The 23718-nt window shown below is 70.9% G+C and carries 21 protein-coding genes and 3 pseudogenes; 8 read left to right on the top strand and 16 right to left on the bottom strand.

The genetic code is table 11. From position 1 onward, the window contains the following. Positions 1–11 precede the first annotated feature (11 nt). The 7 genes from SCATT_RS06190 to SCATT_RS06160 all read right to left on the bottom strand — a co-directional run bounded on the left by SCATT_RS06190 (position 12) and on the right by SCATT_RS06160 (position 9315). On the bottom strand, positions 12–893 hold the full coding sequence (locus tag SCATT_RS06190; protein ID WP_014142098.1) for a phosphatase PAP2 family protein: 882 nt from the start codon (positions 891–893) through the stop codon (positions 12–14). Positions 894–929: 36 nt separating this feature from the next. Beyond that, positions 930–2057 carry a LacI family DNA-binding transcriptional regulator gene (locus SCATT_RS06185; RefSeq protein WP_173405625.1) on the bottom strand — a complete coding sequence of 376 codons (1128 nt, stop codon included), beginning with the start codon at positions 2055–2057 and terminating at the stop codon, positions 930–932. A 34-nt stretch (positions 2058–2091) separates the two neighbouring features. Further along, complete coding sequence (locus SCATT_RS06180; RefSeq protein ID WP_014142096.1) at positions 2092–3795, bottom strand: glycoside hydrolase family 13 protein; 1704 nt, start codon at positions 3793–3795, stop codon at positions 2092–2094. A 53-nt stretch (positions 3796–3848) separates the two neighbouring features. Continuing rightward, positions 3849–4754 carry a sugar ABC transporter permease gene (locus SCATT_RS06175; RefSeq protein WP_014142095.1) on the bottom strand — a complete coding sequence of 302 codons (906 nt, stop codon included), beginning with the start codon at positions 4752–4754 and terminating at the stop codon, positions 3849–3851. A 15-nt stretch (positions 4755–4769) separates the two neighbouring features. After that, positions 4770–5705 carry a carbohydrate ABC transporter permease gene (locus SCATT_RS06170; RefSeq protein WP_014142094.1) on the bottom strand — a complete coding sequence of 312 codons (936 nt, stop codon included), beginning with the start codon at positions 5703–5705 and terminating at the stop codon, positions 4770–4772. A gap of 135 nt (positions 5706–5840) precedes the next feature. Beyond that, positions 5841–7127, bottom strand: a complete 1287-nt coding sequence (locus SCATT_RS06165; protein WP_014142093.1) for an extracellular solute-binding protein — start codon at positions 7125–7127, stop codon at positions 5841–5843. Between the two features lie 220 nt (positions 7128–7347). Next, the gene (locus tag SCATT_RS06160; protein WP_014142092.1) at positions 7348–9315 is read right to left on the bottom strand and encodes a hypothetical protein; all 1968 of its coding nucleotides are present in this window, start codon (positions 9313–9315) and stop codon (positions 7348–7350) included. A 322-nt stretch (positions 9316–9637) separates the two neighbouring features. On the opposite strand from SCATT_RS06160, the gene SCATT_RS06155 reads away from it, so the two are divergent. Together SCATT_RS06155 and SCATT_RS06150 are read left to right on the top strand one after the other, a co-directional pair. Continuing rightward, positions 9638–10084, top strand: a complete 447-nt coding sequence (locus SCATT_RS06155) for a hypothetical protein (RefSeq protein ID WP_014142091.1) — start codon at positions 9638–9640, stop codon at positions 10082–10084. A 51-nt stretch (positions 10085–10135) separates the two neighbouring features. Then, the gene (locus tag SCATT_RS06150; protein WP_014142090.1) at positions 10136–10975 is read left to right on the top strand and encodes a transposase family protein; all 840 of its coding nucleotides are present in this window, start codon (positions 10136–10138) and stop codon (positions 10973–10975) included. A 360-nt stretch (positions 10976–11335) separates the two neighbouring features. Here the strand turns inward: SCATT_RS06150 and SCATT_RS06145 are convergent, their stop codons facing one another. After that, entirely contained in the window at positions 11336–13543 is a 2208-nt protein-coding gene (locus tag SCATT_RS06145; protein ID WP_014142089.1) for a caspase, EACC1-associated type, read from the bottom strand. A gap of 2 nt (positions 13544–13545) precedes the next feature. Next, positions 13546–13968 carry an effector-associated constant component EACC1 gene (locus SCATT_RS06140; protein ID WP_014142088.1) on the bottom strand — a complete coding sequence of 141 codons (423 nt, stop codon included), beginning with the start codon at positions 13966–13968 and terminating at the stop codon, positions 13546–13548. 319 nt (positions 13969–14287) lie between these two features. Between SCATT_RS06140 and SCATT_RS38820 the strand changes: the two genes are divergently transcribed. After that, positions 14288–14434 (top strand): hypothetical protein, encoded by a 147-nt coding sequence (locus SCATT_RS38820; RefSeq protein ID WP_162130496.1) that lies wholly within the window; start codon positions 14288–14290, stop codon positions 14432–14434. A 345-nt stretch (positions 14435–14779) separates the two neighbouring features. Here the strand turns inward: SCATT_RS38820 and SCATT_RS06135 are convergent, their stop codons facing one another. Then, positions 14780–15379, bottom strand: a complete 600-nt coding sequence (locus tag SCATT_RS06135) for a rhomboid-like protein (protein WP_202446615.1) — start codon at positions 15377–15379, stop codon at positions 14780–14782. Positions 15380–15694: 315 nt separating this feature from the next. On the opposite strand from SCATT_RS06135, the gene SCATT_RS06130 reads away from it, so the two are divergent. Both SCATT_RS06130 and SCATT_RS06125 read left to right on the top strand, forming a co-directional pair. Beyond that, a complete protein-coding gene (locus SCATT_RS06130; protein ID WP_014142083.1) occupies positions 15695–16273 on the top strand; it encodes a TetR/AcrR family transcriptional regulator in 579 nt (192 codons plus the stop codon). A gap of 83 nt (positions 16274–16356) precedes the next feature. Next, a complete protein-coding gene (locus SCATT_RS06125; RefSeq protein WP_014142082.1) occupies positions 16357–17139 on the top strand; it encodes an oxidoreductase in 783 nt (260 codons plus the stop codon). Positions 17140–17436: 297 nt separating this feature from the next. On the opposite strand, the gene SCATT_RS06120 is transcribed toward SCATT_RS06125, so the two are convergent. Then, on the bottom strand, positions 17437–18105 hold the full coding sequence (locus SCATT_RS06120; protein ID WP_014627576.1) for a YdcF family protein: 669 nt from the start codon (positions 18103–18105) through the stop codon (positions 17437–17439). 14 nt (positions 18106–18119) lie between these two features. Beyond that, positions 18120–18543 (bottom strand): annotated as a pseudogene (locus SCATT_RS36055) (hypothetical protein); the annotation flags it as partial. On the opposite strand from SCATT_RS36055, the pseudogene SCATT_RS36050 reads away from it, so the two are divergent. Together SCATT_RS36050 and SCATT_RS39345 are read left to right on the top strand one after the other, a co-directional pair. Further along, positions 18538–18726: pseudogene (locus SCATT_RS36050) on the top strand (tetratricopeptide repeat protein); the annotation flags it as partial. The pseudogenes SCATT_RS36055 and SCATT_RS36050 sit on opposite strands and share 6 nt — an antisense overlap. A gap of 87 nt (positions 18727–18813) precedes the next feature. Further along, positions 18814–19090, top strand: a pseudogene (locus SCATT_RS39345) (NUDIX domain-containing protein); the annotation flags it as partial. A 268-nt stretch (positions 19091–19358) separates the two neighbouring features. On the opposite strand, the gene glnA reads toward SCATT_RS39345, so the two are convergent. Continuing rightward, a complete protein-coding gene (glnA, locus tag SCATT_RS06110; RefSeq protein ID WP_014142077.1) occupies positions 19359–20768 on the bottom strand; it encodes a type I glutamate--ammonia ligase in 1410 nt (469 codons plus the stop codon). Between the two features lie 222 nt (positions 20769–20990). On the opposite strand from glnA, the gene SCATT_RS06105 reads away from it, so the two are divergent. After that, positions 20991–21461 carry an RDD family protein gene (locus SCATT_RS06105; RefSeq protein ID WP_014142076.1) on the top strand — a complete coding sequence of 157 codons (471 nt, stop codon included), beginning with the start codon at positions 20991–20993 and terminating at the stop codon, positions 21459–21461. 90 nt (positions 21462–21551) lie between these two features. Here SCATT_RS06105 and SCATT_RS06100 read toward each other — a convergent pair whose 3' ends face one another. The 3 genes from SCATT_RS06100 to lipA form a co-directional block, all read right to left on the bottom strand. Then, positions 21552–22241: a DUF4191 domain-containing protein gene (locus SCATT_RS06100; RefSeq protein WP_014142075.1), complete on the bottom strand. Its 690-nt coding sequence runs from the start codon at positions 22239–22241 to the stop codon at positions 21552–21554. A 78-nt stretch (positions 22242–22319) separates the two neighbouring features. Further along, complete coding sequence (locus tag SCATT_RS06095) at positions 22320–22568, bottom strand: SCO2195 family GlnR-regulated protein (RefSeq protein ID WP_014142074.1); 249 nt, start codon at positions 22566–22568, stop codon at positions 22320–22322. A 164-nt stretch (positions 22569–22732) separates the two neighbouring features. After that, positions 22733–23692 (bottom strand): lipoyl synthase, encoded by a 960-nt coding sequence (lipA, locus tag SCATT_RS06090; protein WP_014142073.1) that lies wholly within the window; start codon positions 23690–23692, stop codon positions 22733–22735. Positions 23693–23718 lie beyond the last annotated feature (26 nt).

Genomic DNA, 23718 nt, shown 5'->3' with positions numbered 1-23718 from the left:
CCCGCCGCCCGCTACAGGTGGGCGGCGGCCGGCTGCGGTACGTGCCGCGGCAGCCGGTAGGTGACCCGGCCGTAGACCGCGAACGACACCCCGAAGCCGACGCCGAGGCAGAGCACCCCGCCGATCGCGTCCAGCCAGAAGTGGTTGGCGGTGGAGATGATGACCACCAGCGTGGTCACCGGATACAGCAGTCCCAGCACCCTGACCCACACCGGGCGGGCCAGCGTGGCGATGGTGATGCCGCACCACAGCGACCAGCCGATGTGCATCGAGGGCATCGCGGCGAACTGGTTGGAGACGTGCGCCAGATCCCCCGAGGCCATCGAACCCCAGGTGTGGTGGACCGCCACCGTGTCCACGAACCGGGCGTGGTGCATCAGCCGCGGCGGGGCCAGCGGGAAGAAGTAGAACCCCACCAGGGCGAAACCGGTGGTGGCGAAGATGGTCAGCCGTGCCGAGGCGTAACGCCCCGGATGGCGCCGGAAGAGCCACACCAGCACCCCGATGGTCATCACGAAGTGCAGCGTGGCGTAGTAGTAGTTCATCCCCACGATCAGCCACGTCACGGAGTTCACCGCGTGGTTGATGTGCTGTTCGACGGCGATGCCCAGCACGTGCTCGATGTGCCAGATCTGGTCGGCGTGGCGCATCGCGGACCTCTCCTGCTCCGGCACCGCGTTGCGCACCAGGGAGTACACCCAGTAGCTGATGCCGATCAGCAGGATCTCGAACCACAACCGGGGGCGGCGGGGGCGGCGGACCGTGGCGAGGAAGGTGTGACGGTCTTCCGTACGGCGGTCCTCACTCACTGTTCCATCGGCGTCGATGGAACCGGTGGAGCGCGACTGACCGGCCGTACGGCCATCGAGGATCTTCGCTGTCGGTTCCCCCATAGGTGGACAGTCTGCCAGACGGCGCCGTGGCACCGATCACCCCCCGGTCGGGTCGCGGACATCCGCGGTACCCCGGGGTGACGGCTGTTCTTCGCCCGCGACGCGCCGCTCGCCCTTGGCACCACCGGGCTGCCCGCCCCCGGCGGCGCCCCCCGGAACGGCCGCGGTTGAACCCCGTACCACAAGTTCGGGCAAAAACACGAACTCGCTGTGCGGGGCGGGCGTTCCGCCGATCTCCTCCAGCAGCGCGTGCACCGCGGCCTGGCCCATCGCCGTCACCGGCTGCCGGATCGTGGTCAGCGGCGGGTCGGTGAACGCTATCAGCGGGGAGTCGTCGAAACCTACGACGGAGACGTCCTCGGGGACCCGCAGCCCGCGTTCGCGTACCGCGCGGATCGCGCCCAGCGCCATCAGGTCCGAGGCGCACACCACCGCCGTGCAGCCGGCGTCCACCAGCGCCGACGCCGCCGCCCGGCCGCCTTCGAGGGTGAACAGCGAATGCTGGATCAGCCGCTCGGCGGCCTCACCGGTCACGCCCAGCACCTCCCGCATGCTCTGTGTGAACCCCTCGATTTTGCGCATGACCGGAACAAACCGCTTCGGCCCCACCGCCAGACCGATACGATCATGCCCCAATGCCGCCAAATGGGTGACGGCGAGCCGTACCGCCCCCCGGTCGTCGGGGGAGACGAACGGTGCCCGCACCCCCTCGGCGAAGCCGTTGATCAGCACGAACGGGACGCCCTGACCGCGCAGCCGCTCGTAACGGCCCCGGTCGGCGGTGGAGTCGGCGTGCAGCCCCGAGACGAAGATGATCCCGCTGACCCCGCGCTCGACCAGCATCTCGACCAGCTCGTCCTCGGTCGAGCCGCCGGGCGTCTGGGTCGCCAGCACCGGGGTGTACCCCTGCCGGGTCAGCGCCTGCCCGATCACCTGGGCGAAGGCGGGGAAGATCGGGTTGTCCAGCTCGGGGGTGATCAGCCCGATCAGCCCGGCGCTGCGCTGCCGCAGCCGCACCGGACGCTCGTAGCCGAGCAGATCCAGCGCGGCCAGCACGGACTGACGGGTGGCCGCGGAGACCCCCGGCTTCCCGTTGAGCACCCGGCTGACCGTCGCCTCGCTTACCCCCGCCTGCGCTGCGATGTCGGCCAGCCGTGCGGTCACAGTCCCCGAGGGTAGGCGACGGGCCACCGCCATGTCAGATCGCCCACCAGATCGCGCCGTCGGCCGGTACCAGCACCTCGTCGGCGCCGTCCGCCACCGCCACCTCGGCGGAGGCCAGCAGCACCCGTCCGCGCACCGGCAACCGCACCGCGTCCTCGGTGAGGTTGACCGCGCAGCCGAACGAACCCTCCTCGGCGTCCCGGCGGAACTCCAGCACCCCTTCCGGCGCCGGCAGCCACCGCACCGACTCGCCCGCGCCCAGGGCCGGATGCTCCCGCCGCACCGCCAGCGCGGCGCGGTAGAACTCCAGCGTCGAGGACGGGTCGCCGTCCTGCGCGGCCACGCTCAGCCGGGCCCACTCGGGCGGCTGCGGCAGCCAGCTCGGCCCGCCCGCCACCGGACCGAACCCGTACGGCGGCGCGTCACCGGACCACGGCAGCGGCACCCGGCAGCCGTCCCGGGTGCCGTCCTGGCCCGCGCCGCGGAAGAACGCCGGGTCCTGGCGCACCGCGTCCGGCAGGTCGGTGACCTCCGGCAACCCCAGCTCCTCGCCCTGGTAGAGGTAGGCCGACCCCGGCAGCGCCAGCATCAGCAGCGTCGCCGACCGGGCGCGGACCAGGTCGCGTGCGGGGTCGCCGGTGCCCAGCCGGGTGGTGTGGCGCACCACGTCGTGGTTGGAGAGCACCCAGGTGGCCGGGGCGCCCACGGCGTTCATCGCGGCCAGCGAGTCGTCGATCACCTTCCGCAGCGCGGCCGCGTCCCAATCCGCCGACAGGTACTCGAAGTTGAACGCCTGGTGCAGTTCGTCCGGGCGCAGGTAGAGCGCGCTGCGCCGCACGGTGGGCGTCCACGCCTCGGCCACCGCGATCCGCTCGCCGGGCAGCGCGTCCCCGGCGCCCGTGGAGGAGTACTCGTCGAGCACCAGGCGCCAGCTGCGGTAGATCTCGTGCACCCCGTCCTGGTCGAAGAAGGGCAGCACCTGGTTGCCGAGGAGCTTCAACTGCCCGCCGTGGCCGATGTCCGGCAGCCCGGGCGCCTTGACCAGGCCGTGCGCCACGTCGATCCGGAAGCCGTCCACCCCCAGGTCGAGCCAGAACCGCAGGATGGAACGGAACTCGTCGCGCACCGCCGGGTGGTCCCAGTCGAAGTCCGGCTGCTGCGGCGCGAACAGGTGCAGGTACCACTCGCCCGGGGTGCCGTCCGGCTCGGTGACCCTCGTCCACGCCGGGCCGCCGAAGATGGACTCCCAGTCGTTGGGCGGCAGTTGGCCGTCGGCACCGCGGCCGGGCCGGAAGTGGAAACGCTCCCGCGACGGCGACCCCGGCCCCTCGCGCAGCGCCCGCTTGAACCACTCGTGCTGGTCCGAGCAGTGGTTGGGGACCACGTCCACGATCACCCGCAGCCCCAGCGCGTGCGCCTCGCGGATCAGGTCGTCGGCGTCGGTGAGGGTGCCGAACATCGGGTCCACCGCCCGGTAGTCGGCCACGTCGTACCCGGCGTCCGCCTGCGGGGAGGCGTAGAACGGCGAGAGCCACACCGCGTCCACCCCCAGGTCGCGCAGGTACGGCAGGCGGGCCCGGACGCCGGGCAGATCGCCCATGCCGTCCCCGTCGCCGTCCGCGAAACTGCGCGGGTACACCTGGTAGATGACGGCGCCGCGCCACCAGCCGCGGCGCGCCCCCGCCTCACCTGGCGGAACCGCCTGGCCGGGAACGGTGTCCAGATACTGAGTGGTCATGACGTACCCCAACAAGCTCGGTGCGGAATCGGATCACTGCTTGGCTGCGTTGCTCACGACTTGGTGCCGCCCGCGGTCAGCCCGGCCACCAGATGGCGCTGCACCAGCAGGAAGACACCGGCCGCCGGGATGGTGACGATCACCGAGGCGGCGGTCAGCAGCGCCCAGTCGGCGCGCAGTTCCGAGGTGAACGTCCGCAGCCCGACCGCCAGCGTGTAGTGGTCGTTGCTCAGGAACTGCGAGGCGTAGGCGACCTCGGCCCACGCGGTCAGGAAGCTGTAGAAGGCGGTGACCGCCAGCCCCGGCCGGGCCAGCGGCAGCACCAGCCGCCAGAAGGTGCCGAACGGGGTCAGCCCGTCCATCCGCCCGGCCTCGTCGATGTCCTTGGGGATGGTGTCGAAGTACCCCTTGAGCATCCACGCCGAGAACGGCACCGAGATGGTGCAGTAGGTCAGCACCAGCCCCACGAACGAGTCGATCAGCCCCAGCGCCGCCAGCAGGTTGTACAGCGGCACCATCAGCACGGCCACCGGGAACATCTGGGTGATCAGGAAGGTCCACATCAGCTGGCGGTGGCCGGGGAACCGCATCCGGGAGATCGCGTACCCCGCGCTCGCCGAGATCAGCACCCCCAGCACCGTGGTCGACCCGGACACCAGCAGCGAGTTCCCCAGCCACTTGGGGAAGTCGGTGGCGGTCAGCACCCGCACGTAGTTGCCCAGCCCCGGGTGGCGCAGTACCTGGCCCGGGTCCTGCCACGCGGTCTTCGGGCCGAACGAGACGAACAGGATCCAGGCGACCGGGAAGACCGCGATCAGCGCGGCCACGATCAAGGTGGCGTGCAGCGCGACGGAGGCGGCCCGGCCGCGTTCGCCGCGCCGCCGCACGACCCGCCGGGCCGCCGGTCCCCGGCCCGCCCGCGCGGTGGCCGCCGGGACGCTTTCCGCTGTGGCACTCATGGGTGGTCCGGCTCCTTACGCCTGCTCGGTCTTGAGCTGGTGGCGGCGGTAGAAGGTGGAGAACGCCAGCAGGAGGGAGAGGATGACCATCCCGTAGGTCGCCGCCCCCGAGTAGTCCGACACCCCCGAGAACGCCCTGCGGTAGGCGTAGGTCACCAGGATGTCGGTGTCCCCGCTGGTGTTCCTGCCCAGCAGCAGGAAGATGATGTTGAACTGGTTGAACGTCCAGATGACGCCCAGCAGGATCACCGTGTTGCTCACCGGCCGCAGCCCCGGCAGGGTGACGTCGCGGAACCGCTGCCAGGGCGAGGCGCCGTCCATCTCCGCCGCCTCGTACAACTCGCCCGGTACCGCCTGGAGTCCGCCGAGCAGCGCCACCATCATGAACGGCACGCCCGCCCAGACGTTGACGATCACCACCGCGAACTTCTGCGCCAGCGAGGTGCCCAGCCAGTCCTGGGCGGGCAGCCCGAGGTGGGTGATGAGGGAGTTGAAGACACCGAACTGGGTGTTGAACATCAGCCGCCAGGCGAAGACCCCGATGAACGAGGGCACCGCCCACGGCAGGATCAGCGCGATCCGGTACAGCAGCCGGAACTTGACCGGCCGGTTGAGCAGCAGCGCCAGCCCCAGCCCCAGGCAGTAGTGGCACACCACGCAGGCCACCGTCCAGATCAGCGTCCACTCCAGCCGCGCGTAGAAGTCGCCGTCACCGCCGGAGAGCACCTGCCAGTAGTTGTCCAGCCCCACGAAGTGGAAGGTGGCCGGCACGTGGTTGACGCCGATGTCCTTGGCGACGTTGGTCTCGTTGGCGTTGGTCAGCGACAGGTAGGCGCCGTAGCCGAGCGGGTAGAGCACCAGCACGGCGATCACCACCACGACCGGGGCGACCATGGCCCAGGCGTACCAGTGCCTGTCCCAGGACCGTCTCAGCGACTTCAACGACCTCATACTTCTCGGCTCTTCTCCGCGGCGCGGCGATCACGCGGCGCTCTCGACAGCGACGGCTGGGGATGGTGACCGGCCCGGCCGGCCGGGCGCGTGGACCCCGGCACGGGGCCCCGGCCGACCGGGTCGGCGTTCCGGCTACCCGACGGTGAAGCCCGGCAGCAGCTTCCGGAACTGGCCGGCCGCGTCGTCCAGCCCCTTGGCGACCGGCTCCTGGCCCTGGAGGATCTTCACGTACTCCTGCTGGAGCGGCACGAACAAGCTGCCCACCTGCGGCAGCGACACCCGGTTGCGGGCGGTCTTCATGATCGGCCGGAAGCCGGCGATCTTCGGGTCCTTGAGCACCTCGGGGGTGTACGCCGAGGCGCGGGTGGGCAGCGTCCCGTTCTTCCGGGCGATGAACCGCTGGCTCTGAGCCGACGTCATGAACCGGGTGAACAGGTAGCTCGCCGCCAGGTTCTTCGAGCCGGCGTAGACCACCAGGTCGTGGCCGCCGGTGGGGGCCGCCGCCGTCCCGGTGCTCCCGGCCGGCACCGGCGCGTACCCGAGGTTGGCCTCGTCGCCCTTGAACGCCGAGCCGGTCAGGTCGTCCGGGACCGACCAGGGGCCCTGGATCAACATGGCCACCTTGCCGTTCTTGAAGGCCGCCTGCATGTTGTCGTAGGCGTTGGCGAAGTCCACCGGCAGCGAGGAGGTGTCGTAGATCTTCTTCGCCATGGTGACCGCCTTCACCGCCTGCGGCGAGTTGACGGTGATCTTCTTCGCCTTGGGGTCGGCGAGGTCGGCGCCCTCCCCGAACAGCAGCGGCAGCAGGAAGTACGTGTCCGGGTTGACGTAGGTGCCGGCCGCCCCGGTCCTCTCCTTGAGGACCTTGGCGTCCGCGATCAGCTCGTCCCAGGTGGCCGGGGGCTTGGCGATGCCCGCCTGCTGGAGGAGTTTCTTGTTGTACAGCAGGGCCAGGGTGTCGGTGACCGACGGGACGCCGTAGGTCCTGCCGTTGTACTGCGTGGTGTTCAGCGGCCCGGGCAGGAAGTCACCGGTGTCCGTCAGCGCCGCGGTGTGGTCCAGCGGCGCCAGGTAGCTCAGCGAGGCGTACTCCGGGATCAGGCCGACGTCGGCGCGCATCACGTCGGGGGCGCCCTTGCCGCTCTGCGCCGAGGACTTGAACTTGTTCTCCACGTCACCGAAGGGCACGTTCTGGTAATGCACCTTGATCTTCGGGTACGCGGCCTCGAACTGGGCGATCAGCGCCTGGTACGCCGGGGCCTCGTTGGTCGCGTCCGAGGTGTCCCAGTAGGTGATCGACCCGCTCACGCTCGCCGGGTCCTTGGCGGCGGCGTCGCCGTCGCCGCTTCCGCCGCCGCACGCGGTGGCCCCGAGCGCGACGGCCGCGGCCAGCGCGACGGCCGATATGCCACGTCGCATACCTGTCACTCCTTGGAAGGGGGTACGCCCGCCACGCCACCGCTGATGGGTCGCGGCGCCGCCGTCCCTGTGCGGCCCCGGGCTGGGCAGGAAGTTAACAGCGCTGCAAGAGTTTGCGAAAGAGTCTGCAAGCAAGTTTCAGCAAGAAGTTGCACCGCCGGGCCCGTGGCGTGCCCGGCGGTACGGGGGCGTTCCGGACGTAACGCCCAGGGCTACGCGGTCACTTCAGCGCGGGCAGCGTGCCGCCGTCCGCCAGCCGCCCGGTGATCGCCGGGCGCTCCGACGGCTGCGCGGGCGCCGTCAGCGTGTGGCCGCTCGCGGTGCGGCCCGCGCCGCCGGAGGCGGTGACCGAGGTGACCTCCGGGCTCCCCGCGGCCAGCAGGTACCACCGCTTCGCCGGCGACTTCCACAGCACCCCGGCGAGCACCTGCGGCGCCACCGGCCCGCACGCCGGGGTGGCGTCGGACCGCGCCGCGGTCGCCGCCGGTGCCGCCGCCGACCCGCCCGGCGGCAGGAACTGCACCAGCACATGGCTGTCGCCGTCCCAGGTGTCCGCCCTGGTGCACAGCCAGGAGGCGGTGCCCGCGTCGTCCGGCAGCCGCTGCTCGGCGAAGGCCCAGTCGCCCACCGCCCGTACCCCCTGGCCGCGCACCGCGGGCAGCCGGCACACCGTGTGCGCCCACGCCGCCCGCGCCTGGTCGCCGTCGGCCTCCTCCAGCCGCGCGCCCGCCCCGGAGGCGTACGTCAGGTGCACCGGGGTCAGGTCGCCGAGGTCGGTCAGGAGCAGCGGGCCGCGATCGGGCACGCCCGGCTGCCCGGTCAGCCGCAGCACCGGCCAACGCGCCGACGCCGACGCGCAGTTGCCGTCCGCCGCGGGCATCGGCACCGGGGCGGTCACCCCGTCCGGCGAGCGCTTGAGCCCGTGGGCGGCGGCCGACGGGTCGAGGAGGTCGCGCACGGTGGTGTCGTCCGTCCAGGGCGCGGTCAGGAAGCGCGCGCCCCGCTCGGTACGGCCGACCACCACGGCCGACGCCGAGGCCGCCGACGCCCCGTCCACCCGGGCGAAGTCCAGCGCCGGGGCGCCGCCGCCGTCCACCGGCTCGGCGTACCGCACCAGCCGCAGCCCGTCGTGGAGCAGCACCACCCCGGCGCCGTCCAGATCACCGGCGTACAGCAGCCGGGGCGAGGCCACCGGCGGCGTCGCCGGGGTGCCCGCGGTGGTCGTGACGCGCACCGACGGCCCCGGCCGCGCCCACACCGCCAGCGCGCGCTGCAACAGCTCCTGGTCGTCGGTGCGGTCGCCGCGGGCCGGCCAGTCGGTGAAGTCCAGCCGCCCGCTGCGCCGCCACGCGTCCGGCGCCGCGCGCACCACCAGCGCCGGGTCCAGCGCCCGGTTGAGCGCGGCCTGCTGCGGCCCCAGCGGCCCGGCCGCGCCGAACCCGGCGCCGTCGTCCCCGGGCACCCCCAGCAGCGCCACCGCCGCCAGCGCGGCCACCGCGGCGGCGGCCCCGAGGCGCACGTGCTGCCGCCGGCGCATCAGATCCGTCGGCCGCACCTGCACCGTGCACGGATCGAACTCCGCCGACGCCAGCAGCCGCGCCGGGTCCGCCGTACCGCCGTCCGCCCGGGTCACCCGCACCTGGCCGGCCTCTTGCACCGCCTTGTGCGGCGCCTCCGCCCCGGCCTCCGCGAGCAGCGCCGCCACCTCGTCGTCGGAGAGCCGCTCCAGCGCGGCCAGCGCGTACGCCGCCCGGGCCGGCGCGTCCAACTCCGCCAGCGCGCGGTCGAGCGCCAGCTCCTCGGAGCCGCCCGCCCGCGGGAAGAGCCGCAACCCCACCACCTGCGGCGGCAGCGGCGCGGCCACCAGCACCGCGCGCGGCAGCCGCCACACCCCGGTACGCCGCCTGCCGTACGCCAGCGCGCCGTGCAGCACCTCGTGGCGCACCAGCGCGTACGCCGGGTCGCCCGGCCCGCCCTCGTCCGCCGCCGCCCGCCGGGTACGCGGCAGCGCCCGCTGCACCAGCCGGTGCGCCAGCAGCACCCGCCGGTGGCGGCCCATGGTCGCGGGCAGCGTGAGGTACGCGATCCTGACCAGCCGCGGATAGTGCTCGATCAGCGCCGCTTCGGCGTCCTCGACGTCCACCGGCTCGACGTCCGCCTCCGGCGCGGCTGGGGTTGCCTGCTCCATGTCCACGCAAGGTTGAACGAGGGTTGGAGGTGATGGTCACCGCCGGGGACCGGTTCCGGCTCGGCGGGTGGAGGCCCGGCGGGGGCGCGTTGTCGTACCCCCGTCGCACAATGAGCGGTGTGCATCGTGAAGCCGCAGGTCACGGGGCTGGTGTGAATGTCGAGTTGGGTACTCGTGCTGGTTGGCGGCCGATGACCATGGCGTAGATCATCGGGCAGGTCCGGCTCCGGCGGGATGCCGGGTTCGGCTGCGCCCACGACTGGCCCTCGCCTACGATCCGTCAGCAGGTCGGCACGCCGTGAGAACGCGGGAGGGCGCGGGGATGCAGGAGCGGCAGTGGATCACCGCCCGCCGGAGCGAACTGGACGCCCTCGCGGAAGAGTTGGCCAAGCAGCTCCAGGAGGTCCAGGCCGGGCGGGATGAACTGGCGGTCGCGGAGCGGGTGTTGAACCGCCTGGCCGAGCAGGTCCGGGCCGACGCCGGGGCTGTCGCTCCGGTATCGGTAAAGGTGGCCGGGCGGGCAGTCCTGCTCATCCCGCACCGCAGCGACGCGGCCGACGAGGGCGTGCTGCCCGGCGACTACCGCAAGATCCTGGCGATCGTGCGGGAGGCCGACGGCCCGGTGCAGGTCAGGGCGGTCGGCGAGCGGCTGGGTCTGGACGCCTCGGTGCGCGGCAAGCTGGAACCTTTACGGGCGAAGATGACCAAGCTCGCCGACCGCGGCTGGCTGCACAAGCGCGGCGACGGGCGGTTCAGGGCACGTCCGTAGTCGCGCGGGGGTGCCCGTAACTGACGGTCCGCCGACGGCAGTTGAGTTTGTGTGACGAAAAACAACAGTTCCGTCGAGGGCCCTGACGGCCTTGTCTACACCGCCCGCCTGCCGCTGTCGCGTGCCACCCTGAACTGGCTCGCCGACCTGCTGCGCGGCCACCTCAAGAAGATCGGCTCGCGGTGGCGCGCCCTGCCCGCAGGGAAGATCGCCACCATCGTGCTGGCGGTGCTGCGCTGTGACCAGCGGCCCGGCGACCTGGCCGACGGCAACGGAGTGCACCGCACCACCGTGACCCGATGGGTCCGGGAGGTCGTCGGCCTGCTCGCCGCCCGCGCCCCACGCCTGGACCGGGCCCTGAAGAAGATCGCCCGAAAGGGCGGCGGCATCGTACTGCTGGACGGCTCGGTGATACGTACCCGGCGGCGCACCGGGGCCGAGAACCGGAGGAACTACTCCGGAAAGAATAAATGCCACGGCCTGCTCGTGATCGCCCTCACCGACGACCGGGGCCGACTGCTGTGGGTCTCGGCGGCCCGCCCCGGGCGCACCTCGGAGATCACCGCCTGCCGGCACGACAAGCTCACCCAGAAACTGCGGGAAGTCGGACTCGGAGCCATCGCCGACCTGGGATTCGTCGGCCTCGACGACGGCGGCCCCGACGCCGACCCGGCGGTGATCACCGGCTACAAGGCCGCCCGGAACCGACCCCTGACGCGAGGCCAGAAACCGTCCAACACGGCACTGGCAGCCGTCCGGGCACCCGTCGAGCACGGCTTCGCCCACCTCAAGAACTGGCGCGTCCTCGGCAAGGTACGCACCGACCCCGCCTGGGCGACCGCCCTGATCCGGGCCTTGCTTGTCCTCACGAACCGCGAAGTCGCCCGATGACCGACGACCTTCACCAAAGTCACCTGCCAGTGACCACCACGAGCATCCCGATGCCCACGCACACCAGCCCCGTGAAGCAACTTCAGCTTGCACACCGCTCACACCGAATCCTGGGCGTCACAGGCGACCCGGACGCTCCAGGAACTTGATCAAGCCCTGCTTCTCGGAAGCCCACAGCACCGCGAAACTCATACAAATCAATCCAAGAAAAGAAAAGACGGGCCCCAGAAATCCAGAAGTCCTTCTCGCTCCAACCACAACACCACCAGCCCACATAAGATCCAACGCACCGTCACAGCTTCGCAGTCTTGAGTCTTCCGTCAGCATGTGTCTTCGGCAAGTTCTCAGTTTCGTGGCTATTCACAGTTGCCATAGCCGTACGCCCTTGTCCTGGCCGCCTGCGGCGAGAGTCTTCCCGTCGTGGCCGAATGCCACCGAGTTGACTGCTCCATTGTTCCCCGTGAAGTTAGACAACACGTTTCCTGTGGCTGCATCCCAAACCCGGACTGTTTTGTCCTTACTGCCGCTTGTCAGCCTCTTGCTGTCCGGGCTGAATGCCACGGATGTCACAGCCTGTTGGTGCCCTGTCAGGATGCGGACGGGCCGGGCCGAACTCTCGCTGTCGCTGCTGGCAGACGCGAGTGCGGCAACGCTCCACAGTTGGATGGTGTTGGTCTCGGCGGTACCGGTGGCGATGATCCGGCCGTCCGGGGCGAAGCCCACGCAGGTCCCCCGTGCGACATCGGCCAAGAAGTTGTCGGGTCTCGCTGAATGCGAAGCTAGATCGAGCAGGCGAACTTTGCCAACGACATTTTGGTCACCGAATCCGAGCCCGGCCACTGTCCTGCCGTTGGGGCTCAACGCAGTAAAATAGGAACTTCCATCGCTGGAGGAGTCTGTTGTCTGGACGGTAGCCAGGGCGCGGGTGGCGATATTCCATACTTGGATATAGGTGCCGCTGGACTGGGCGGTGCTGGACACTAGGGTTCTCGCATCCGGGGTAAACGACACCGACATGATGGCGCCGGTATACCGATCGTTGCTCAGAGCAGTGCTGGTGCGCTCCGCGAGATTCCACAGCCGGATGGTGCCGTCGTCATTCGCGGTGGCCAGCTGCTTGCCGTCAGGGCTGAAGGCCAGGGCGTTGACGTTGTACGAGCTCGGGCCGACAAGCAGGGCAGATTGTTTGCGGGCGGCTACGTCCCACAACAGTACGGTCGCGTCCTGGCCCCCGGCGGCCAGCGTGCGGCCATCTGGGCTGAAGCCGATGGATGACACAGGGCTGTTGAGCGAGAAAGCCGGCGGCGGTACGGACGGATCCTCAAGGGCGTAGACGGCTGCGGCGGTTCCGCCCGCCGCCAGGGCCATACCTCCGAGGATGAAGGTGCGACGTCGTAGCCAACGATGCCTCGGCTTCGGGGGAGGCGGCTGGTTCGTGCCCTGGCGGCGGGGGACCGGTGCGGCGGCCAGGCCGACGAGTGGGGTGGAGCCGACGGCGGAGCCTCGGGCAGCCTCCCCGGCAGTCGCAGGAGAAGAACTCCGGGAAGCCTCCGTCGGCGCCTTCGGCGGGGACGAGGTAGCGCGAGCCGCCTGCCCCGCGTCCGGGGCCGCTTGCTGTGGGACCAGCTGCAGCCGAGGATCCTGTGGTTGCGCAGGGCGCGGCTGAGCGGCGGCGGGTTCCGGCCGGGCGCGCGGCGGCTTCTCCGTGGTCTGCTGTTGCGCGGTCTGCGGCTTCGTGGAGGGCTCTGGCTGTGCGGACGACGGCTCTTCGGTGGGCTGCGGCCGCCGGGCGGCCGGTGATGCGTGCGGCGCGGACACGTGGGCGCGGTTGCGGGCGAGGGCGATCAGGCCGCCGGTGTTGAGGTTGCGCTGCTGCGGCAGCGGTCTGCCCCTGGCAGCCAGTGCGATGTACAGCTGGCGGTAGACGGTGTCCATGTCGAGCAGAGGCGGACCGCCCCTCACGCCCTCGGCCAGGAGGGTGATCAGCTCGCCGGTGAAGGCGGTGTACCGCTCGCCCGGCGGAGACAGGGCCTTGCGGGTCGCCGAGGAGGCCACGAGCAGACAGGTGCCCTCGATGAGCGCGTGGTCGGCGACTTGCGAGGCGGCTTCGGTGGCGGTGCTCATGCCGCCCACCAGGGCCCGGCCGCTGTAGCAGCAGTCCAGGATCATCACCTTGCGCCGGGCCCGTACCCGTGGGTCCAGCATGGCACGGCGCACCCAGTCGTACGGCAGGGCACTGTAGGTGCGTTCCGGGTCCGATCCGGGTAACCCCAGGTACAGCTCATCGGTGACAGGGTCGGTGAGCCCGTGGCCGGCGTAGTAGACGACCAGGGTGTCAGTGGCGCGTGCGGCGACACGGCCGAGAGCGTCCAGTACAGCCTGTGCGCTGGATGGTTGGGACAGCACCGTGCAATGCGTGGGCGGAAGGCCCCACACCTCCCGGTCGGCCAAAGTCTGCTGAAGTCCGGTCAGATTACGCTCGACGGCGGACAGGTCCTCCATCCCGTCGTAGGTGTGCACCCCTATGAGCAGTGCCTGCGAGGAGCCGGGATCCGGCAGCACCGCCATGGCTACTGCGGCCCCGGCTCATGCCCGTCGACGGCACCGTGCACCTCGTCGGCCACCGGATCATCTTCCTGCGCCGCCTGCAGGGCCGGGCCGCCGAGGGCGTCGATGACGCGGCGTACGGTGTCCGGCGAGTCGTCCTCGACCGTGACTGTCACCCCGTCCCGTTCGATGCGTATCACGGGGGCATGGGTACGCGAAGCGCGCCAGGCTGCGCAGGACACCACAAGTCCGCCGAGAGCGATCGCGTGGGTGAGAACCGCGTTGATGACCTCGAACGCCCCGCCCATCTCCCCGGCCCCGGGCGGTGTGGCCACCAGGAGGATTGACGCGTCGCGGGTCACCTCGGGGTCCTCCGCGAGCCAGCGATAGAGGGAAGTCAGCGACTGGTCACCATCTTCGCTCTGGACAACGATCTTCACCTGCACGCCGCTGTTTCCCTCCCCCTGGGTACCCGCGCCGGCGATCTCTAGAGCCGCCGATACTAGCCCCTTGCCCCGGAAGAAGTCCCACTACTCATCAGTTACGCAGAGGCCAAGTGACGGTTGTGACATGGCTGATGTGCGACAACCGGCGAAGTGTCTGGCCGCATCATGGACGCGCCGACCGGCAAACAGCCCACCGGCAAGACCCGCCACGGCAATCCGGGGCTGAAAGGCTGTCCTGGGCTCAACCGACTCGGCTACCAAGTCACTCTCCAAACCGTCGGACCCGCCTGCGCTGCGGTAACGGGACATCGCGGTGGTCGTGGTGACCGCGTGGGCCTACGAGAACGCCGTCGGCATCGTGCTGCTGGACAAGGTCGCCGCCAACACCGACAACGTGGAGCAGGCCCTGGTCGACCAGGGCTTCAGCCGACCTTGGGTTCATCGGCCTCGACGACGGTCCTCCTGACACCGACCCGGCGGTGATCTGCGACTACAAGGCGGCCCGGAACCGGCCCCTGACCCGCGGCCAGAAACCGTCCAACAAGGCACTGGCCACGGTCGGGTTCCGGTCGAGCACGGCTTCGCCCACCTGAAGAACTGGAGCGTCCTGGGCAAGGTCCGCACCGCCCCGAAGTGGGCGACCACGCTGGTCAGGGCCCTGCTGGTCCTGACGAACCGCGAAATAACCCGCTGACCAATGATCTACACCGAAGTCATCCGCCCGCGACCAGCACGAGCCTCCCGAGGCTCACGCACACCAGCCCCGTGACCTGCGACTTCACGATGCACAGTGCTCAATGAGGGCATGATGCTACTGAGCGTGACCATGGGAGCGGTGACGGCGTCGCAGCGTCGCCGCGCCGGCCCCCAGTACCAGCGCCGCCAGATGCCCGGCGTCGGTGAACGTCCTGCCGCGCCGCAGCAACGGGCGTACGCCCAGCGCGAGCAGCCCCGCCGTGGCGGCGGCCCGCGCCGCCGGGTGGGGTACGGAGGCGGCCCGCGCGGCCAGCACCGCGTTGAACCCGTAGGACGGTCCGACGTCCACCGCCCGCGCGGTCCGCCCCGACACCCCGGCGGCCCGCAGCCCCGCGTACACCAGGAGGCTCGCGCCGACGTGCCCCAGCGCGAACACCGCGGCCGTCCGGCGCACCCCCCACGCCGCCTCCGCCCGCCCCAGCGCCAGCGGCAACACCGCGCCGAACCCCGGCCCCAGCGGCTCCTCCACGAAGAACGCGCTGGTCACCAGGGTGTACCAGCGCCCGGCGCGCAGGTTGTCCACGTTGGTCGAATGGGCGCGCAGCACACGCTCCCGCCGCTCCGGGGCCAGCCGCGCCGTCGCGTACCCGCTCAACGCCACCGCCCCCGAGTACGCCGGCGCGGCCCACGGCACACGTCGTCCGGATCCGGTCATCCGCCCATGATGGCGGGCGGGGGTGGGGGGAGGGGTTCATGGGGTGGGTGGTCGGCGGACGGGACCCGGAACGGGGGCCGGTTCGGGGCGGGGCCGGGGCGGGAATTCCGTCACCTAAGCGGGTGTTACGCCATCTAAGCGGCTTTTCCGGTGTCGGAGCGGGAATCCCGCCCGGTTCCGCCTCCTCCGGCCGATCCGGCCGGACCCTGAACGCGGGCCCGCCGACCGTGCGTTGGGGCGTGGTCGGCGGGCTCGCTCGATGATCGGCCCCGGTTTCTTGACTCCAAGGTCAAGAACCGTGGTAGCGTTCCGCACATGGGAAGGCCCAAGCAGTTCGATCCGGACCACGCCGTCGAGCAGGCCATGGAGGTGTTCTGGCGCAAGGGATACGCCGGGACCACCCCGCAGGACCTGGTGGACGCGCTCGGCATCGGCAAGGGCAGCCTCTACAACACGTTCGGCAGCAAACACGGCCTGTACGAGCGGGCGCTGCGCCGCTACCGCGACAGCCAGGCCGCCGCGCTGGTCGGCATGATCGAGGAGCCCGGCTCCGTCAAGGAACGCCTGCGCAACGTGCTGACGTACCTGGTGGAGGCCGACCTCGCCGACCCGCACCGCCGGGGCTGCATGGCCGTCAACGCCGCCGCCGAACTCGCCGGCACCGACGAGGTGGCCACCGAACTCGTCCGGCGCATGCTCGACCGCACCGAGGGCGCGTTCAGCGCGCTGATCGACGAAGGCCGGCGCTCCGGTGAGATCGCCCCCGGGCGCGACGCCGCCGCGCTGGGAAGCCTGCTGCTCACCACCGTCGTCGGCCTGCGGCTGATGGCCCGCGTCGCCGAAGGGCCAGACCGGCTCACCCGGACGATCGACGCGCTGCTCGACTCCCTGTGAGCCGCGAAGCCCCTTGAGCCCCCGCCGCGCCGGGGGCTTTTCATACCCACATTTTGTACCCACAGTTCAAGAACTGGAGCGTCATGCGCCTCGACCTCACCGCCAAGACCGCCGTCGTCACCGGCGCCAGCCGGGGCATCGGCCTGGCCACCGTACGGACCCTGACCGACGAGGGCGTCCGCGTCGTCGGCGCCGCCCGCACCATCACCCCCGAACTGAAGGCCACCGGCGCCCACGCCGTCCCGGCCGACCTGAGCACCGCCGACGGCGTCGCCACCCTCATGGAGGCCGCCCTCGCCGAACTCGGCGGCATCGACCTGCTGGTGAACAACGTCGGCGGCGGGGACGACGTCGAGCCCGTCGGCTTCCTCGACACCGACGACACCCAGTGGACCCGCGTCCTCGGCCTCAACCTCCTCAGCGCGGTCCGCACCACCCGCGCCGCCCTCCCCAGCCTCGTCGAGCGCCGCGGATCGATCGTCAACGTCTCCTCCATCAACTCCCGCCTCCCCGCCGCCGGTCCGGTCGCCTACAGCGCCGCCAAGGCCGCCCTCGCCGCCCTCGGCAAATCCCTCGCCGAGGAATTCGGCCCCCACGGCGTCCGCGTCAACACCGTCTCCCCCGGTGTCGTCCGCACCTCCATCTGGGAAGACCCCGACGGCTTCGGCGGCAAGGTCGCCGCCGCCGCCAACACCGACCACTCCACCTTCCTCCACCACCTCCCCGCCGCCTTCGACATCACCACCGGCCGCATCACCGAACCCCGCGAAGTCGCCGCCCTCATCGCCTTCCTCCTCTCCGACGTCGCCGGCAACATCACGGGAGCGGACTATGTGATCGACGGGGGGACGGTGAAGACCCTCTGAGCCCGGTGCCGCGGCTCCGGGCCCCTGCCGGCCCGTGCCAGCGGTCCCGCACGGATACGCGCGGGCGCCGGTCGCGGTGACCAGGGCGGCGAGCCGGATGGAGCGGCCCGGCCGGGCGGGCGGACGGTTGCTGGTGAGTGAGGACTTGGCCCTGTCGACCGAGAAGGTCCAGCAAGACGCGGGTGGGCGTCTCGGCGACCGTCGCGGTCCGTCCGGTGGTGAAGGCGTCCAGCACCGGATGCAGGGCCTGGGGGAGGGCGTCCCGGATGAGGGCGGGCCGCCCGCCGGGTGGGCAGGTCAGGTGGTGATGAGGCGGCTGGTGAAGCCGTCGCAGACGAGGGATTCGTACGCGGCATGCACGTTCTCCGGGACCTCCTGTTCGATGGCGAATCCGAGCTTCGGATACTCGATGACCCGCTGGAGATCGCCGACGAGCATGTCCAGGACGAGCTTCTCGTCGCCGATGGACTTGAGGTAGTCGTCAAATTCCAGCGGCTCCGACGCGCAGAGGATCTCGACGTCGGGCCACAGCTTGCGGGCGGTCGCGAACGACCGCCTTTCCATATAGGGCTTGGAGACCAGCAGCACCGTCTTGGGGCGGATGCCGGCGGCGGCGAGCACCTCGCGGGAGAGGTCGATGTTCTGGCCGGTGTTGGCCGCGTTCGGTTCCAGCAGGATCGCCTCGGCGGGGACGCAGAGGTCGATGGCGTGCTCGCGGAAGTGGACGGCCTCGCCGCGCGGGAAGACATTGGCGGTGGTGGGGCTGTTGCCGCCGGTGAACACCAGGGTCGGGAAGAGCCCGGAGTGATACAGCTCGGCGGCGTGGGCGGCGACGCCGAGGTCGTGGCTGCCCAGTCCGATCGCCACGTTGACGGGCCGCAGCTCGTGGTGCATCTGGTGGTAGTCCCAGATCAGCTTGGCCTGGCGCCAATGGTCCGCGGTGATGCCCTGCTGGTCGTTGGTCACGCGTATCTCCCTGGTCACCGTTGCCGGGGGCCGGTCGGCCCCTTGCCCATGGCCTTGATGCCCTCGATGCTGCGCAGTTGGTGCACGAGTCCGTACTGCGCGGCCACCTTGGCGGCCTGGTCGAGGATGAGGTGTCCATCATCCCGGGTCGCCGCATCGGAGAGCAGGATGTGGCCATGAGCGGTGTCCAGTCGCACGCGTTGCATCGGTGAGTCGGTCGTCCCGCTGTCGCGGGCGATGTCGATGAAGTGCAGGGCCTGGGTGAGGTCGCCGGCGCCGCGGCGGGCGAGGGCGAATTCTGGTGGGCCACCGACCAGTCATCGGGTCGGTGAGGTCTTCGAAGTCGCGGGTCGCGGCCTGCATGACCTGGGTCGCACAGTCGTGCTGGCCGTCCTTGCTCAGCGCTGTTCCGATCCACACCCTCGCGCGGGCCTGGTCGCCCGGACCCGCGCCGACGAAGCGGTCGCCGCCTGGGCCCAGGCCCTGGTCCTCATGGAAGGCATGACCTCCACCCGCACCCGCAAGGCGATCACATCGATCCGCTCCACCCTCGCCGTATACCGGCGACGCAAAGTGCCCGGTGCCGCCGATCTCGCCCGCCGCGCTCGCGAGGCCCTCGCCCAACATGCCCAACAACCCGCCCGACGAAGGGAACACCGTGGCCCAGCAGACCGGCGACCGCTCCCCGGCTCTCAGGCCGGCGCTCGAGAGGAGACCGGCCTCACGGTGAGGCCCGAGTCCCTCAAGGTCGCCCACATCATCCACGGCGCCTGGGGCGTCGAAGCCCTCAACGGGCTTCCTCACCGTCGTCTTCGCCGCCCACGAGTGGTCCGGCGAACCCGAGAACCGCGAACCGCGCAAGCACGCCCAGGTCCGCTGGGTCGACGCCGACGCCATCCCCGAGGAGTTCGTGGAGAGCACCGCCAGTGCGCTCCACCGATACCTCGCCGGAGGCACCGAGGTGTCGCTGGCCGGCTGGGAGTAGACGAGAGCTACCGATCCGGGGGCACCGTGACGAGTCCGGTTCCATGGGAAGAGCGACTGTCCGCCGGCACGGAAGCGGTGCAGGACGACGTGATCAGCTGGTACCAGGACACCCGGGAAGGCAAGGCATACGCTCGCGGAAGGCCCGCTCCTTCTGGACCGATGCTCCGGTCCGGACAGCCGGCTGTCCGGACGCCGGCGCCGAGTTGCACGACCAACGGCGAAAGGCCGCCGCCCGTGCGGGCGGCGGCGTTCAGGGTGGGGCCCGCTCAGATGTCGAAGTACATCTCGAACTCGTGCGGGTGGGGCCGGAGTTGGATGGGGGCGATTTCGTTGGTGCGCTTGTAGTCGATCCAGGTCTCGATGAGGTCCTGGGTGAAGACGCCGCCCTGGAGGAGGTATTCGTGGTCGGCCTCGAGGGCTTCGAGGACGGCCGGGAGGGAGGTGGGGACCTGGGGGACGTTGGCGTGCTCTTCGGGGGCGAGCTCGTAGAGGTCCTTGTCGATCGGCTCGGCCGGCTCGATCTTGTTCTTGACGCCGTCCAGGCCGGCCAGCAGGAGGGCGGAGAAGGCCAGGTAGGGGTTGCTGGACGGGTCCGGGGCGCGGAACTCGACGCGCTTGGCCTTCGGGTTGGAGCCGGTGATCGGGATGCGCATCGCGGCGGAGCGGTTGCGCTGCGAGTAGACCAGGTTGACCGGGGCCTCGAAGCCGGGGACCAGACGGTGGTAGGAGTTGACCGTCGGGTTGGTGAAGGCCAGCAGCGACGGGGCGTGCTTGAGGATGCCGCCGATGTAGTAGCGGGCGGTGTCGGACAGCCCCGCGTAGCCGGTCTCGTCGTAGAACAGCGGCTCGCCGCCGCTCCACAGCGACTGGTGGACGTGCATGCCGGAGCCGTTGTCACCGAAGATCGGCTTGGGCATGAAGGTGGCGGTCTTGCCGTTGCGCCAGGCGACGTTCTTGACGATGTACTTGAAGAGCATCAGGTCGTCGGCGGCGGCCAGCAGGGTGTTGAACTTGTAGTTGATCTCCGCCTGGCCGGCCGTGCCCACCTCGTGGTGCTGGCGCTCGACCTGGAGCCCGGCCTGCTCCAGCTCCAGGGAGATCTCGGCGCGCAGGTCGGCGAAGTGGTCGACCGGCGGGGCCGGGAAGTAGCCGCCCTTGTAGCGGACCTTGTAGCCGCGGTTGTCCTCCAGGGCACCGGTGTTCCAGGCGCCGGCCTCGGAGTCGATGTGGTAGAAGGACTGGTTCGCGCTGGTCTCGAAGCGGACGCTGTCGAAGACGTAGAACTCCGCCTCCGGGCCGAAGTAGGCGGTGTCCGCGATGCCGGTGGAGGCCAGGTACGCCTCGGCTTTCTTCGCCACGTTCCGCGGGTCGCGGCTGTACTGCTCGCCGGTGATCGGGTCGTGGATGAAGAAGTTGATGTTGAGCGTCTTGTCCTTGCGGAACGGGTCCACGCGGGCGGTGGACAGGTCCGCGCGCAGCGCCATGTCGGACTCGTGGATGGCCTGGAAGCCGCGGATCGAGGAGCCGTCGAAGGCCAGCTCCTCGGACGGGTCGAACGCCTGCACCGGTACCGTGAAGTGCTGCATGACACCCGGCAGGTCGCAGAACCGGACGTCGACGAACTTGACGTCCTCGTCCCGCAAGAACTTCTTGGCCTCGTCGGCGTTCTGGAACATCCAACTCCTCCTCGGCCCGGGCCTGGCTCGGCACGGGTTTGCTGTTCCGTGCGGCCAGTGCGGTGGCGCACGCTGTCTCGACCTTATGGAGCGGGCATTTCCCGAGGATGACCCATTTGTTTCGCCGACGTTAACCGGACCGAGGGCCGGTTTACCGCCCGAAAGCGACACCGCGGGCCCCCTCCGCGCGGGGGCCGGACGCCGTGCGGTTACCGTTGACGGGTGGACAAACGGGAAGCTCTGGGTTCGTGGCTGTCCGGGCCGCGCGCGGCGGCCGAGCAGATGGGCGCCGACTTCGGCTACCGGGGTGAACGCCTCGGGCTGCCGCAGGACGGGCCGGGCTCGATCGCGCCGGTGGGCCGGCGGCTCGCGGCGCTCGTCATCGACTGGGCGCTGTGCCTGCTGGTCTCCTACGGGCTGCTCGCCCGGGGCCGCGCCGCCTCCGACGTCAGCAACTGGGCCTTCGTCGTCTTCGGCGTGCTCAGCGTGGTCACGCTGGCCACCGCCGCCAGCACCCCCGGCAAACGGCTGCTGGGCCTGCGCCTGGTACGCCTCGGCGGCGGCCGGCTGGGGCCCGTCGCGGTCGTGTTGCGTACGATCCTGCTCCTCCTGGTGATCCCCGCCGCGATGTGGGACCGGGACGGCCGCGGCCTGCACGACAAGGCCGTCCACGCCGTCCAGGTACGCATCTGAGCCGGGCCCCGGACATGGGACGGGCGGGCGGTCCGGGAACCTCCCGGACCTCCCGCCCGACTCCGTGATCGCGGTGCGCCGCGGTCGCCCTCAGCGCATCTTCCCGCCCCGCGGCATCCGCGCGTTCTTCGGCAGCGGCCCCTTGGGCACCGGCATGTTGCTCATCAGGTCGCCCAGCGCCCGCAACCGGTCGTTGACCTCGGTGACCTTGGGGCCGGGCAGCACGCGCGGCAGCTTCATCAGCGTCGTGCGGATCTTCCGCAGCGGCACCTGGCCCTCGCCGTCGCCCACGATCAGGTCGGTCACCGGCGCGTCCACCGCGATCCGGGCCATCTTCTTCTTCTCGCCCGCCAGCAGGCCCCTGACCCGGTTGGGGTTGCCCTCGCCGACCAGCACGATCCCGGCGCGGCCGACCGCGCGGTGGACCACGTCCTGGTTGCGCGTCACCGCCACCGCCGGGGTGACCGTCCAGCCGCGGCCCACGTTCTGCAGCACCGCCGCCGCGGCCCCCGGCTGACCTTCCATCTGGCCGAACGCGGCCCGCTCGGCACGCCGGCCGAAGAGCACCGCCGCCGCCAGGAAGCCCAGCAGGAAGCCGAGGATCCCCGCGTAGACCGGGTGACCGATCAGGAAGCCGATGGCGAGGACGACACCGAAGGTGACGATTCCCACAGCCGCGACGACGAGGCCGACCTTGGGGTCGACCTTCCGGGTCATCTGATAGGTCAGCCCGATCTGCTTCAGCCGACCGGGGTTCTCGGATGTTTCCTTCCTCGCCATGCCGCAAAGGATACGTGGCCGGAACGGGTCGGGCGCCACCGGATGGCGACGGCCCGCCGCCGTCCGGCGGCGCCGCGGTCAGCGCGCCTCGGGGCCCGCGTCGTAGCCGCGTCCGAGGCGGTCCAGCACGGACTGGGCCTCGCGGCGCGCCCGGGCCCGTTTGCGGTCCTCCAGCACCGCGGTCCACGCGTTGCGGCGGGCCGTCCGCTGGCCGCCGCGCAGCAGCAGCGATTCCACGGCGCGCAGTGCGCCGGTGACCAGGACGAAGCCGCCGGAGGCCGCGGTGACGGCGGAGCGGGGCGGAGCCGGTGCGGGGTGCGCCTGCATGGGCGGTCTCCCTTGGGGGTGGAGGGAACGGCAGGACGGCGTGGACGTGCCCGTACCCAGGATCACCACATTGTGTTACCAGGTGGTGACGGGGCGGTCAAACGGGTGTGAATGCCACCGGACGTCCCCCGCCACCACGGGCCGCCCGGACCCCGCGACGGGCCTCACACGGAGGCCGTCGCCGCCGCCCGGGCCTCCATCGCCTGCTGGAACAGGCGCCCGGCCCGGTACGAGGAACGCACCAGCGGACCCGACATGACGCCGGCGAAGCCGATCTCCTCGGCCTCCTCCTTCAGCTCCACGAACTCGGCCGGCTTCACCCAGCGCGTCACCGGGTGGTGGCGCACGCTCGGCCGCAGGTACTGGGTGATGGTGATCAGCTCGCAGCCGGCGTCGTGCAGGTCCTGGAGCGCCTGGCTGATCTCCTCGCGCTCCTCGCCCATGCCGAGGATCAGGTTGGACTTGGTGACCAGCCCGGCCTCGCGGGCCCGGGTGATCACCTCCAGGGAGCGCTCGTAACGGAAGGCCGGGCGGATCCGCTTGAAGATCCGCGGGACCGTCTCGACGTTGTGGGCGAGCACCTCGGGGCGGGACGAGAAGACCTCGGCGAGCTGTCCGGGCACCGCGTTGAAGTCCGGGATCAGCAGCTCGACCTTGGTGCGTCCGCCCTCCCGGTCCGCGGTCATGGAGTGGATCCGCCGGACCGTTTCGGCGTAGAGCCAGGCGCCGCCGTCCTCCAGGTCGTCGCGGGCGACGCCGGTGATGGTGGCGTAGTTGAGGTCCATGGTGACCACCGACTCGCCCACCCGGCGCGGCTCGTCGCGGTCGAGCGCCTGCGGCTTGCCGGTGTCGATCTGGCAGAAGTCGCAGCGGCGGGTGCACTGGTCGCCGCCGATGAGGAAGGTGGCCTCGCGGTCCTCCCAGCACTCGTAGATGTTCGGACAGCCCGCTTCCTGGCACACGGTGTGCAGGCCCTCGCGCTTCACCAGGCCGTGCAGCTCGGTGTACTCGGGGCCCATCTTCGCCCGGGTCTTGATCCACTCGGGCTTGCGCTCGATGGGGGTCTGGCTGTTCCGGGCCTCCAGGCGCAGCAGCTTGCGGCCGTCGGGTGCGACAGCGGACACGTCCGGCTCCCTAGCTTCGATTCTTC

It is taken from the genome of Streptantibioticus cattleyicolor NRRL 8057 = DSM 46488 (assembly GCF_000240165.1).
GTDB classification, from domain to species: Bacteria; Actinomycetota; Actinomycetes; order Streptomycetales; family Streptomycetaceae; genus Streptantibioticus; species Streptantibioticus cattleyicolor.
The sequence above is the reverse complement of the archived record's forward strand: the minus strand, read 5'-3'. Positions and strand labels throughout refer to the sequence as shown.